Raw genomic sequence first — 12,367 nt, forward strand, 5'->3', positions numbered from 1 at the left:
GCTTCCGAAAGGATCCGGCCGGCGTGGCGAGCGTAGCGTTCCCCACGTGTACGGTCCGCATGCCATTAAAAACGAGGTGCAGTGTGGAGAAGACTCAATGTCCCGGGTCGGTCGTGAGTGGGCTCATCGAACTGATCACGGTCGGACTCACCCATGAAAAGATTCAGGACGCTGCCGCTGTGCTGGCCGCAGTCCGCGTCCTGCGGCCAGAGCTGAAAGCGCTGGACACCTTCGATGCATGGATTTCGATCAAGCGCGGCAATTACGTGGAAGGTGCGCGCCTGTTGCGCGAACTGGAGAGCGACGCCGGCTCCAAGCCGCTGTGCAGGGCCTTGTACGCCTGCTGCCTGTTCGCGATGGGGGACCCGTCGTGGCATGGCGTTGCAGACGGGCTGATCGAAGAAGACGCCGATGCCGATGCGGTGGCCCTGGTCAAGGCGCTGTCCGGGCGAAGCACCCCAACGTCCGCGCCGGCGGAAGTACCGGTCGAATCTTCAGCACCGATGGAAGTTCCGAATTCGCAGTACCTGCGCGCCTGAGTGACGCCAGTCCCGACCCCATAGGAGTATGCGATGACGCTCATTCCTCCTGTCCAAGCGATTGCCGGCACCAGTGCTGCCGCGACCCAAGCGCTGTCGCCGGTGGCAACGCCCAACCAAGCGCTGGTGAATCGCTTTCAAGCGCTGATGCAATCCTCCAGCCCCTTGCCGCCCGCCATGCAGCGCGTAGGCAACCCGAGCATGATGAGCCGGGTGGTCGATGTGCAGAACGATGGCGTGCGCACCATCGCCGAGCATATCGATGCCTTCAGCATGCAGGCACCGACCATGGGGCTGCAGGAAATGGCAGCGCAGCAGATCAAGTTGATGCACGAGCTGACCATGGTCGGCTTCAACCTCAATGTCAGCGTGGGCGTGGCGCAATCGGGAAAGAACGCCGTGCAGACGCTGGTGAAGAACCAGTAGCATGCGCGCGCCGAGATGCCTGGTGGTGCTGCTGGTGGCGCTGCTGCTGTCTGCGTGCAGTCAGCAGCTGTACTCCGGGCTCACCGAAAATGATGCCAACGACATGCTCGAGGTGCTGCTGCATGCGGGCGTGGATGCGTCCAAGGTCACGCCAGACGACGGCAAGACCTGGGCGGTGAACGCACCGCACGATCAGGTGTCCTATTCGCTGGAGGTGCTGCGCGCGCATGGTTTGCCGCATGAGCGGCACGCCAATCTCGGCGAGATGTTCAAGAAGGACGGGCTGATCTCGACACCCACCGAAGAGCGCGTACGTTTCATCTATGGTGTGTCGCAGCAGCTATCGCAGACCTTGTCGAATATCGATGGGGTGATCTCGGCCGATGTGGAAATCGTGCTGCCCAACAACGACCCGCTGTCCACCTCGGTAAAGCCGTCCAGCGCTGCGGTGTTCATCAAGTTCCGCGTCGGTAGCGATCTGACCAGCCTGGTGCCCAACATCAAGACGTTGGTCATGCACAGCGTGGAGGGACTCACCTACGAAAACGTCAGTGTCACGCTGGTGCCGGGCGGAGCGGAGAGCGATGCGCAGTTCACCGCATCGGCACCGCCGAGACCTTCGCCATGGCCGTGGCTGGCCGGGTGTGCGTTGGCGTTGTGCCTGGCGGGCGCGGCGGCGCTGTATTGGTGGCCAAACCCGCAGGCGGGCCGTTGGGGCGGCTGGCAGCGCCTGCGCGAGTTGAAGAAAGGCAAAGCCGGGTGAGCGCCGAATGGACAACACGCGGATCGACAATGCGGCACGCTGTGTTCAGCGCTGGACGGACGCGTTGGCGCAACTGGCAGAATCCTTGGACGCCGCACGGGTGGCGCATTGGCTTGGCCCGGTGGCAGCGTCGGGCTGGGCAGCGGCGCCCGTCCACCGTCGTATGCGGGTAATCCAGGCGTGGTCTGGATGGTCGGAATTGTCGCCGTCTGCACTCGGCCTGCATGCGAACCAACTTGCCCTGCTGATGCCCGCGCGATTGGCCAAGGTCCTGATCGCGCGGGCGTTGTTCTCGCGCGGGTTGGCGGTGCGTCGTTGTATCGAGCGCGAACGTCTGGACTGGCTCGAACAGTGTGTGGGGCCGGCCGTGCTTGAGCATGTGCGCCAGAACGCGTCCGCCGGCCTCCCCGTGCCCCTGTTGCCTCGCGATGCCGATCAGGCGGCGTGGGTCGGCGACGGTTGGCGTCGGATGCAGGCCGATGGCGTCTGGTCCAACCCGGTTGTTGCCAAGCTGCTGGCGCTGTCCTTGCCGTTGGGCGCCGCACAGGTGGCCACCGTCGCAGCAGACGGTGCGAGCGATGCCTTCCTGACCGCGCTTCCCACCCTGATACCGGAGGCGTCATGCGTCTGTGGTTGAGGTCAACGCCCGATGCGATCGGCCTGGATTGCGATGTCATTCCGCGCGAGGCGCTGGCCTCGGTGTTGGCGCTGGACGCTGCCACTGCCGAGGTGCACGCACGCTGCGAACAGGCCCTGAGCCAGGCGCAGACACGTGCACAGACGCTGGTCGACGAGGCCCAGCAGCAGGCCGAGGCGATCCTGCACGATGCGCGCCAGAAGGCCGAGCGCAGCGCACGCCTGGGATATGCAGCCGGCCTGCGACGTCAGCTCGATGAGTGGAACGAATCGGGCCTGCGCCATGCCTTTGCCGCCGAAGCGGCCGCGCAGCGGTCACGCGAGCGTCTGGCCGAGATTGTGGCGCGCACCTGCGAGCACATCATCCTCGGACACGATCCCGCGGCGCTGTATGCGCGTGCGGCGCAGGCCCTGGAAGGTGCCCTGGACGAGGCCAAGGCCCTGCGGGTGAGCGTGTACCCCGACGCGGTGGACGCTGCGCGGCGCGCCTTCGATGCGGCCGCCACCGAGGCGGGCTGGACCCTGCAGGTCGAGCTATGCGGCGATGCCGACCTGGCCGTGGGCGCCTGCGTGTGCGAATGGGATACGGGCGTGTTCGAGACCGATCTGCGCGATCAGCTGAGCAGTCTGCGGCGCGTCATTCGCCGCGTGTTGGCCGCACCCCAGGAGCCGGCGGATGCTGGCTGAGACGCCCCTGCTGGAGACAACGCTCGAACGCGAACTGGCCACGCTCGCGGTCGGTCGTCGTTACGGCAAGGTGGTCGAAGTCGTCGGCACCATGCTCAAGGTGGCCGGCGTGCAGGTCAGCCTGGGCGAGGTGTGCGAGTTGCGCCAACGCGATGGCACCTTGTTGCAGCGGGCCGAAGTGGTGGGCTTCAGTCGCGATCTGGCGTTGCTGGCGCCGTTCGGGGAGCTGATCGGGTTGTCGCGCGAGACGCGCGTGATCGGATTGGGGCGCCCGTTGGCGGTGCCCGTTGGACCGGCCTTGCTGGGCCGCGTGCTCGACGGCCTGGGCGAGCCATCGGACGGGCAAGGCGCAATCGCCTGTGACACCTGGGTGCCGATCCAGGCGCAGGCACCGGACCCGATGCGTCGGCGGCTGATCGAACACCCCATGCCGACCGGCGTGCGGATCGTGGATGGCCTGATGACGCTGGGCGAGGGCCAGCGCATGGGCATCTTCGCTGCAGCAGGCGTCGGCAAGAGCACCTTGATGGGAATGTTCGCGCGCGGTACGCAGTGCGATGTCAATGTGATCGTGCTGATCGGCGAGCGAGGGCGCGAGGTGCGGGAGTTCATCGAGCTGATTCTCGGCGCCGATGGTCTGGCACGCAGCGTCGTGGTCTGCGCAACCTCCGATCGCTCATCGATCGAGCGCGCGAAGGCCGCCTACGTCGGCACCGCCATCGCCGAGTATTTCCGGGATCGGGGCCTGCGCGTGCTGCTGATGATGGACTCGCTGACGCGCTTTGCCCGCGCGCAACGCGAGATCGGTCTGGCCGCCGGCGAGCCGCCCACACGCCGCGGCTTTCCGCCATCGGTGTTCGCCGAGTTGCCGCGCCTGCTCGAACGCGCGGGCATGGGCGAGAGCGGGTCGATCACCGCGTTCTACACCGTGCTGGCCGAGGACGATACCGGCAGCGATCCGATTGCCGAGGAAGTGCGCGGCATCCTCGATGGGCACCTGATTCTCTCTCGCGAGATCGCGGCCAAGAACCAGTACCCGGCAATCGACGTGCTGGCCAGCCTGAGCCGGGTGATGAGCCAGATCGTCCCGTACGACCACTCCCAGGCCGCTGGCCGGTTGCGGCGCCTGCTCGCCAAGTACAACGAGGTGGAAACCCTGGTGCAGGTGGGCGAATACCGTCAGGGAAGCGATGCCGTTGCCGACGAAGCGATCGACAGGATCGATGCGATCCGCGACTTTCTCAGCCAACCGACCGACCAGCTCAGTGCCTACGAAAATACGCTGGAACTGCTGACCAGCGTGACCGACGATGCGTGAGCCTGCCTACACCTGGTCGGTGCTGCACCAGCTCAAGGCACGCCGCTGCGAGCGCATGCAGGAACGCCTGAGTGACTGCAGGCGTGCGTTGGAACACTGCGACCGCGAACTTGCCAGGTGCAGACAGGAAGCAGAGGCCTGCACCACGCGCTTGGCCAACTGCGATGCAGCACTGATGGACAAAACCGGCGTGGGGGGTTCGATCGATATCGATACGATCCTGCAGCACGAACGCTTCCGCACCGTGCTGGTCGAGACCTGTCGTGCTGCCGAGCAGGCGCGGGCAGCGGCGGATCAGTCATTGCATAGTGCCCGCGATGAGCTCGCGTCCGTGCAGCAGGCACTGAGCAAGCTGCAGGCACAGGCGCAGGTATACGCAGACAAGGCCGCCAGTGCGCGCCGCGCCAGACAGGCGCAACGCGACGCAGCGGAGGAAGAAGACGCGATCGAGGCACTGGTCGGGCTGCGTTCGCACCGCGCCGCACATGGGGGCGCCCGATGAACGACGCCACCGAAGCCTTGCTGGCCATTTCCTCGCAGGGCGTGTCGTTGTTGACCCTGCTGGCACTGTGCGGGGTGCGCGTGTTCGTGATGTTCATCGTGCTACCGGCAACGGCGCAGGACAGTCTTCCCGGAATTGCGCGCAATGGCGTCATCTACGTCCTGAGCTCGTTCATCGCCTATGGGCAGCCGGCCGATGCGCTGGCGAAGATCCAGACGGCCGGCCTGGTCGGGGTGGTGTTCAAGGAGGCGTTCGTCGGTCTGCTGATCGGGTTTGCCGCATCGACGGTGTTCTGGATCGCCGAGAGCGTTGGCCTGCTGATCGACGACCTTGCCGGTTACAACAATGTGCAGATGACCAACCCGCTCAGCGGCCAGCAAAGCACGCCGGTGTCCACGGTGCTGCTGCAACTGGCCATCGTTTCGTTCTACGCATTGGGCGGCATGCTGATGTTGCTCGGCGCGTTGTTCGAATCGTTTCGCTGGTGGCCGCTGACCCAGCTTGGGCCGAACATGGGGGCGGTTGCCGAATCGTTCGTGATCCAGCAATCCGACAGCATGATGGCCGCCGTCGTCAAACTGTCCGCACCGGTGATGCTGGTGCTTGTGCTGGTGGATCTTGCGATCGGCCTGGTGGCGCGAGCGGCCGATAAACTCGAACCGTCGAACTTGAGTCAGCCAATCCGTGGGGTGCTGGCGTTGTTGCTGCTCGCCTTGCTGACCAGCGTCTTCATCGCGCAATTCGGCGAAGCACTCGGTTTCCTGCATTTCCAGCAGCAATTGCACGATGCTGCCAACCTGTCTGGCAAGGGAGGCGCGACGCACTGATCTTTATTGAGACATTCCCGGCTTTGCACTTCCTACACTGGTCGCTATCGACTTTTTCACTTGCCTAGCAGAGGGAACGCCATGGCTCCTGCCTGTACCACCGCCCACCGCCGACGTGCTCCATTGGCCGCCGTACTGATGCTCAGCCTGCTGCCGCTGTTGTCGCCACATGCCGACGCCGCCCAGGTCCCGTGGCATTCGCGCACGTTCAAATACGTCGCCGACAACAAGGATCTCAAAGAAGTGCTGCGTGATTTGTCCGCCAGCCAGTCCATCGCCACCTGGATCTCGCCAGAGGTGACCGGCACCCTGAGCGGCAAATTCGAAACCTCCCCGCAGGAATTCCTCGACGATCTGGCGGCCACCTACGGCTTTGTCTGGTACTACGACGGTGCCGTGCTCAGGATCTGGGGTGCGAACGAATCCAAGAGCGCGACCTTGAGCCTGGGGACTGCATCGACGAAGTCACTGCGCGACGCACTTGCACGCATGCGCCTGGACGATCCGCGCTTCCCGGTGCGTTACGACGAGGCCGCGCATGTGGCGGTGGTCTCCGGGCCGCCAGGGTATGTGGATACCGTTTCGGCGATTGCCAAGCAGGTCGAGCAGGGCGCGCGTCAGCGCGATGCCACCGAAGTGCAGGTGTTTCAGTTGCATTATGCGCAAGCGGCCGACCACACGACGCGCATCGGCGGCCAGGATGTGCAGATTCCCGGCATGGCCAGTCTGTTGCGCAGCATGTACGGTGCACGCGGCGCACCGGTCGCGGCGATACCCGGGCCTGGCGCCAACTTTGGGCGGGTACAGCCGATCGGCGGTGGGTCCTCCAACACATTCGGCAATGCCGCACAGGGTCAAGGTGGCGGAGCCAGCGGCATCCTCGGGCTGCCTTCGTCCTGGTTCGGGGGCGCATCGTCGTCCGATCGCGTGCCGGTCAGCCCGCCGTTGCCCGGCAGCGGAGCCGCCGCGGCTGCGGGGTCGCCGGCCAGCGTATGGCCGGAACTTAGCAAGGGGCGGCGCGATGAATCCAATCCGATCGACGCCGGTGGTGGCGCAGAGCTGGCCTCCGATGCGCCGGTGATCGAAGCCGACCCGCGCACCAACGCCATCCTGATCCGCGATCGACCGGAGCGGATGCAGAGCTACGGCACCCTGATCCAACAGCTGGACAACCGGCCCAAGTTGCTGCAGATCGATGCCACCATCATCGAGATCCGCGATGGTGCCATGCAGGATCTCGGTGTCGATTGGCGCTTCCACAGCCAGCACACGGACATACAGACCGGCGACGGCCGTGGCGGTCAGTTGGGTTTCAACGGCGCATTGAGCGGCGCTGCCACCGATGGCGCGACCACGCCGGTGGGCGGCACCTTGACGGCCGTGTTGGGAGATGCGGGGCGCTACCTGATGACGCGCGTGTCGGCGTTGGAGACGACGAACAAGGCAAAGATCGTGTCTTCGCCCCAGGTTGCGACGTTGGACAACGTCGAAGCGGTCATGGACCACAAGCAACAGGCATTCGTCCGGGTGAGCGGATACGCATCGGCCGATCTTTATAACCTCTCCGCCGGGGTGTCGTTGCGGGTATTGCCCAGCGTGGTGCCGGGCTCGCCGAACGGTCAGATGCGTTTGGATGTGCGTATCGAGGATGGCCAGCTCGGATCCAACACCGTGGACGGCATTCCGGTCATTACCTCCAGCGAGATCACGACCCAGGCGTTCGTCAATGAAGGCCAAAGCCTGCTGATTGCAGGATACGCCTACGATGCCGACGAGACCGATCTGAATGCGATACCGGGCCTGTCGAAGATTCCGTTGGTCGGTAATCTGTTCAAGCACCGCCAAAAAAGCGGGACCCGCATGCAACGGCTGTTTCTGCTGACCCCGCATGTGGTGTCGCCCTGATGGTTCGCGAAAAGCCATCGCTAGGCGATGGGGGGGGGCTGCAATTGTCTGACAATCGTTGCATGCCATCGGCCGGATATTGCCGGATATTGCCGGGATTGTTTGGGCAATCATCAGGCTGGTCAAGTGCTTGGTGCGGATGTGTATCGACTCAGCGCGCCTGAGACCGCCGCCTGGATGATCATCGGGTGGCTGAGGCTTCGCCTGTCCTGATTAGCCCTGACCCTCAGCCATGGAAATTGCTGGCAGCATGCAGGACCGGCTCCGGGCAGGGCTTGCAACGCATCATCGCCGTGGCAAGTCGTGGCAGCATCTCGCGCAGACGGAAGCGGCGGTTGAAGCGATAGGCCGCTTCGGCCAGATACCGTCTTGCATATTTGCCTTGCGCGATGGCGTGGTAGACGCCGCTGATGGCACGTTTGAGGTTGCCAAGCACCACATTGACCCACCTGGCACCGGCGGCCTCTGTGGCTGCGCGTCCGCCGTCGGTGTCCAGTGTGGTGTGTGCATGGCCGGCCTCTTCCAGGCGGCGGAAACAGGCCAATCCGTCGGTGTAGGCCTCGCATTCTGGCGCCAGGCGACGGGCGATCCAGTCCGTGAGCGCGACATTGTCGAAGCTGCGCACCGGCTCGATCACCACAAAGCTCGGCGCGGTGAGGCTGGTATCGGTCTGCACCGCAATCAGGAACGGTTGCTTGTTCTCCGAGCCGCGCCCAGCCTTGCCACCGTTGCGCTCCCCTCCCAGGTAGGCATCGTCGATCTGCACGAACCCGGACAGTCGACGCATGGCTTCGCGCTCGGCCATGACCTGCATGATCTGCGCTTCATCCGCCAGGCGGTCTTGTAGTTGACGCCCAGGTGACGCATCAGCTCCAGCACAGCCATGTTGGCTTTGTTCGAGGTCAACAGGTGCAACGCCAGCATCCAGGCGCGCAGTGGCAGCTTGGTGCCCTGGAACATCGTGCCTGCGATCAGGCTGGTCTGGTGCCGGCACGAGCTGCACTGGTAGTAGACGACGCCACCCCGCTTGAAGCGCGAGCGCTCGCGCCCGGCGCAGCACGGACAACGACATCCATGTGGGCACCGCCATCTGTACAAAGAGCGGTAACACTTGGCCTTGGTGCCGTAGGACGCAAAGAACTCAGGCAGCGACAATCCAGCCTGGAACTGCACAGTATTAATGCTCATCTCGCCACCTCGTTGACTTTAGGTGACGACACCATCAACCCCGCCTGGCGCAGATCCTGCGACTGCTGGCTGAAGGTCGGGGCTAATCAGGTCGCCTGTTGGGAAGGTGCCGGTCACTCCGTATGCCTTCGTCGTCCCAGCCAGCACTTCAGTGAACGACCGCGAAACCGAGCGATTCTCGCCAGAACCCGACACGGGAAGATCGCTTCAGAGGAAGCTTGTTCGTCTCCGATGTTTAATTACATCGTGGATGTCTAGTAAATTATCAATACCATTGCTTACAATTCTTTGAACTTTAAAATAATGGACAGGATATTTAATTTCGACTATAAAAAATATCGCGAAATGACGGAAGCGGCGGATGATTACCGCAATTCTCCGCCTCATGAAGAACAACGGGAAAACCACGGCGCGGGTTATAACATGCATCCGTTGCTTGAATCTCTCCCACGAAGAAATCCTACGCAAGTGCATGCCGATGGCTCGGTTCATCAGATGCGTGCGGCCGCGCCGACCTCCAGAACCCATAGGGATTACTTAAAAATATTAGAACTAATAAGCGCCTATGGCGATGGCAAAGGTATTCCCGAGCTACAAAGAAGCTTTCCAAGCTTTGCTGCCTTTTTGATGGACAGTGGCTTGTCGCATGTAAATGGCAGGCAGATGCTTCAGGAACTGAATGAAGATCAACGCGACCAAGTCATACATCAAATAATAAGACGAATTGAGTATTGTGCGGATCCTGAATATCGAGAAGTTGCGCTGAGCCGACTGGAGTCGGATTGCAGTGGAAAAATTACGCTAAGTCAACGGACTTTGGATCGCATTGACAAAGCCAAAGCCAAAGCCGAAGCCGAAGCCGAAGCCAAAGCCAAAGCCAAAGCCGAAGCCAAAGCCAGAGTCGAAGCCGGAGCCCAATGCAAGATCAACGAAATTATGGAATATATACCAAGATATGAAGCATTAGAGAAAGTGCCAGTGCGTGTGAGATTCCATGCTTACCTGCGTGGTGATGGCTCATTCGGCCCAGGGCTACCTGGCATCCTTCGATACATGACCCCAGATCAGAAGAAAAGATTGTATCTAGCAAGTGAGAGACGCAAACTGGCCTTGGCCGCTCCAAAAAGCAAGCCCACTCCAAAAAGCAAGCCTCTAAAAGGCGTATTCCGGACCCTCCATCAAAAACCAAATTTGCTTCTTGAGATTTCGAGCAAATTCAGCAATAGAGCGTACAGCATCAATGATTCAAGCAGCGGATATTTATCACAAGCAGACCTGGAAGAAATGGTCGACGAGGAAACCGGCGAACTGACTCGTCTGGGTGAAGCAGTGATTTCAGGAGCATCCCAAGGCATCCAGACGGCAATTCGAGCCAACTTCAGAATGCGTTATCAACAACCGGATCTGCCTCCATACAGTCCCCCTCAGGCCTTCCATCGGCCAGAAGAAACGTGGAATCCCCATACTCCGGCGGGTTCTTCCTATTCGTCCCTGTTCCCGCCCACCCCTTCTGGCGGTTGGCCGCAGAACGCATCAGGTGAGTGGCATCCCGATACTCCGGCGGGTTATTCCCATCGTGCATGGCCAGCCCAGCCCGAAGCGTCGAGTTCCACCTTCGATGATCTTGAGTCCTTGGACTATAGGCAGAACTATGGTTATCGCGAATTCGACCTTAACACCCCCCAGGAAATCGAGCAGCCAGGGTGGTGGCAGCAAGCCACGCCCGCCCAAAGCACGGACTCGACCTTCGATGGCCTCTCCTCCATGAGCCATTACGGTAGCGAATTCGACCTCAACATCCCCCAGCAAGAAGAGTACCCTAATAACCATGGCACGCAGACCCCCATGGGATATTCGGCCATGACTCCTGAAAGGATCGATGTGGACAATCTGCCGTCGCCCCAGGACGTCGCAGACCCCGAACTTCCTCCAGTGAGGGCCACTTCGTGGCTGCTGGATGGACATTTGCGCGCCTACACCGATGACCTAGCTCGCCGATTGCGAGGGGAGCCCAACGCCCATTTACTCCACTTTGCCGACTCGCAGGTAGTGACCATGCTGAGCTCCGCAGATCCAGACCAACAGGCCCGCGCACAGCGCCTTCTTGCCGGAGACGACATCCCACCTATCGTGTTCCTGCCGATCAATCAGCCCAACGCTCATTGGTCATTGCTCGTCGTCGACCGGCGTAACAAGGACGCTGTTGCGGCCTACCACTATGATTCCATGGCACAGAAGGACCCACAGCAACGCTACCTTGCTGATATGGCGGCCTATCACCTTGGCCTTGATTATCAACAAACTCATGAAATGCCCATCGCGATACAGTCGGACGGTTATTCCTGCGGCGATCATGTGCTGACCGGGATAGAGGTGTTGGCCCACAGGGTACTCGACGGCACCTTCGACTACGCAGGCGGCAGGGACCTGACTGATATCGAACCAGACCGCGGCCTCATCAGGGATCGTCTTGCCCAAGCGGAGCAAGCTCCAGCAGAAAGCAGCATCAGGCAAGTTCCCGCACGATCCAACGAACAGAAGAAAAAGAAAAGCAAGTGGTGGAAAAAGTTCTAGCAGTTCGACCATCAGCGGTAAAGTAGGGTTGGCAGGATTAGGGAAGGTCTGATCAACTGACCCACCCCCGAAAAACCGTGCCGACGTAAAGTAGAGACTTCGCCCCGCATGGGCCCCGTGGATCACGAGGAATCAGGCGATGAAGAAGTCCCGTTTTACCGAAGAGCAGATCGCATACGCGCTCAAGCAGGTCGAGCTGGGGATGGCGGTTGGCGAGGTGTGTCGCAAGATGGGCATTGCGGAGGCGACGTTCTATGTGTGGCGCAAGAAATACGGTGGGCTTGGACCCTCCGAACTGAAGTGCCTGCGCGTGCTGGAAGAGGAAAACCGCAAGCTCAAGCAGCTGGTTGCCGACCTGAGCCTGGACAAGGCGATGCTCCAGGAGGTGGTCACAAAAAAACTCTAAGGGCGCCCCAGAAGCGCAGCTGGGTTGTCCGCTTGAGAGAGCGCTTCGGCGTGAGCGAACGACGCGCATTGCGGATCGTTGCGATGTCGCGCTCGGCGTTTTCGTACAAGGCCAAGGCGCGCGACTGCAGCGCCATCCGCTTGCGGATGCGCGAGATCACGCAGACGCGCATCCACTATGGCTGCGAACGCGTATTGGTGGTGCTGCGGCGCGAAGGCTGGCGGGACAACCACAAGCGGGTGCATCGCATCTACAAGGAAGAAGGCCTGTCGTTGCGGCATTGTCGCCCGCGACGTAGTCGCAGCAGTCGTCGCCGGCAACCGATCAAGGTGGCCACGGCGCCCAACACGCTGTGGGGCATGGACTTCGTCAGTGACGCGCTGTTCGATGGCCGTCGCTTCCGGCTGCTGCCGGTGCTGGACCACTTCACGCATGAGTGCCTGGAGATCTTCGTGGATCAGTCCTTGGGCGCTGACGATGTCGCCGACGCAGTGGTGCGGCTGGTCGTTCAACGAGGCAAGCCGGAAGCGATCAAAGTGGATAACGGCAGTGAGTTTGCCGGCAAGGTCTTGGACCGCTGGGCCTATGAAAACGGC

At 61.8% G+C, this 12,367-nt stretch carries 10 protein-coding genes and 2 pseudogenes; 11 read left to right on the plus strand and 1 reads right to left on the minus strand.

Going from position 1 to position 12,367, the window contains the following annotated elements:
• The first annotated feature begins 83 nt into the window (after positions 1-83).
• The 9 genes from LN450_RS13800 (at position 84) to sctC (ending at position 7,603) form a co-directional block, all read left to right on the plus strand.
• Positions 84-539, plus strand: a complete 456-nt coding sequence (locus LN450_RS13800; RefSeq protein WP_011346104.1) for an HrpB1 family type III secretion system apparatus protein — start codon at positions 84-86, stop codon at positions 537-539.
• A 33-nt stretch (positions 540-572) separates the two neighbouring features.
• On the plus strand, positions 573-965 hold the full coding sequence (locus LN450_RS13805) for a type III secretion protein HrpB2 (RefSeq protein ID WP_008575450.1): 393 nt from the start codon (positions 573-575) through the stop codon (positions 963-965).
• Between the two features lies 1 nt (position 966).
• Positions 967-1,728, plus strand: a complete 762-nt coding sequence (sctJ, locus tag LN450_RS13810; RefSeq protein WP_008575454.1) for a type III secretion system inner membrane ring lipoprotein SctJ — start codon at positions 967-969, stop codon at positions 1,726-1,728.
• A gap of 7 nt (positions 1,729-1,735) precedes the next feature.
• The gene (locus LN450_RS13815; RefSeq protein WP_011346105.1) at positions 1,736-2,365 is read left to right on the plus strand and encodes a type III secretion protein HrpB4; all 630 of its coding nucleotides are present in this window, start codon (positions 1,736-1,738) and stop codon (positions 2,363-2,365) included.
• Complete coding sequence (gene sctL / locus LN450_RS13820; RefSeq protein ID WP_008575457.1) at positions 2,350-3,051, plus strand: type III secretion system stator protein SctL; 702 nt, start codon at positions 2,350-2,352, stop codon at positions 3,049-3,051. Before LN450_RS13815 ends, sctL begins: the two co-directional genes overlap by 16 nt.
• Entirely contained in the window at positions 3,041-4,369 is a 1,329-nt protein-coding gene (sctN, locus tag LN450_RS13825; protein ID WP_008575459.1) for a type III secretion system ATPase SctN, read from the plus strand. The genes sctL and sctN overlap by 11 nt, the downstream gene beginning before the upstream one ends.
• Positions 4,362-4,871 carry a type III secretion protein HrpB7 gene (locus tag LN450_RS13830; protein ID WP_008575461.1) on the plus strand — a complete coding sequence of 170 codons (510 nt, stop codon included), beginning with the start codon at positions 4,362-4,364 and terminating at the stop codon, positions 4,869-4,871. The genes sctN and LN450_RS13830 overlap by 8 nt, the downstream gene beginning before the upstream one ends.
• Positions 4,868-5,698 (plus strand): type III secretion system export apparatus subunit SctT, encoded by an 831-nt coding sequence (gene sctT, locus LN450_RS13835; protein ID WP_011346106.1) that lies wholly within the window; start codon positions 4,868-4,870, stop codon positions 5,696-5,698. The genes LN450_RS13830 and sctT overlap by 4 nt, the downstream gene beginning before the upstream one ends.
• A gap of 81 nt (positions 5,699-5,779) precedes the next feature.
• Entirely contained in the window at positions 5,780-7,603 is a 1,824-nt protein-coding gene (gene sctC / locus LN450_RS13840; protein WP_011346107.1) for a type III secretion system outer membrane ring subunit SctC, read from the plus strand.
• Between the two features lie 226 nt (positions 7,604-7,829).
• Here the strand turns inward: sctC and LN450_RS13845 are convergent.
• Positions 7,830-8,791 (minus strand): annotated as a pseudogene (locus LN450_RS13845) (IS1595 family transposase).
• A gap of 423 nt (positions 8,792-9,214) precedes the next feature.
• Between LN450_RS13845 and LN450_RS13850 the strand changes: the two are divergent.
• Together LN450_RS13850 and LN450_RS13855 are read left to right on the plus strand one after the other, a co-directional pair.
• Positions 9,215-11,365 carry a Ulp1 family isopeptidase gene (locus tag LN450_RS13850; protein WP_170808640.1) on the plus strand — a complete coding sequence of 717 codons (2,151 nt, stop codon included), beginning with the start codon at positions 9,215-9,217 and terminating at the stop codon, positions 11,363-11,365.
• Positions 11,366-11,504: 139 nt separating this feature from the next.
• Positions 11,505-12,367: pseudogene (locus LN450_RS13855) on the plus strand (IS3 family transposase); the annotation flags it as partial.

Source organism: Xanthomonas euvesicatoria pv. euvesicatoria (assembly GCF_020880415.1).
Classification (GTDB): domain Bacteria; phylum Pseudomonadota; class Gammaproteobacteria; order Xanthomonadales; family Xanthomonadaceae; genus Xanthomonas; species Xanthomonas euvesicatoria.

Excerpts from the sequence above, each read along its gene's own strand:
- LN450_RS13805 (WP_008575450.1), top strand. The coding sequence starts at position 573 with ATGACGCTCATTCCTCCTGTCCAAGCGATTGCCGGCACCAGTGCTGCC.
- sctJ (WP_008575454.1), top strand. The coding sequence starts at position 967 with ATGCGCGCGCCGAGATGCCTGGTGGTGCTGCTGGTGGCGCTGCTGCTG.
- LN450_RS13815 (WP_011346105.1), top strand. The coding sequence starts at position 1,736 with ATGGACAACACGCGGATCGACAATGCGGCACGCTGTGTTCAGCGCTGG.
- sctL (WP_008575457.1), top strand. The coding sequence starts at position 2,350 with ATGCGTCTGTGGTTGAGGTCAACGCCCGATGCGATCGGCCTGGATTGC.
- sctN (WP_008575459.1), top strand. The coding sequence starts at position 3,041 with ATGCTGGCTGAGACGCCCCTGCTGGAGACAACGCTCGAACGCGAACTG.
- LN450_RS13830 (WP_008575461.1), top strand. The coding sequence starts at position 4,362 with ATGCGTGAGCCTGCCTACACCTGGTCGGTGCTGCACCAGCTCAAGGCA.
- sctT (WP_011346106.1), top strand. The coding sequence starts at position 4,868 with ATGAACGACGCCACCGAAGCCTTGCTGGCCATTTCCTCGCAGGGCGTG.
- sctC (WP_011346107.1), top strand. The coding sequence starts at position 5,780 with ATGGCTCCTGCCTGTACCACCGCCCACCGCCGACGTGCTCCATTGGCC.
- LN450_RS13850 (WP_170808640.1), top strand. The coding sequence starts at position 9,215 with ATGCATCCGTTGCTTGAATCTCTCCCACGAAGAAATCCTACGCAAGTG.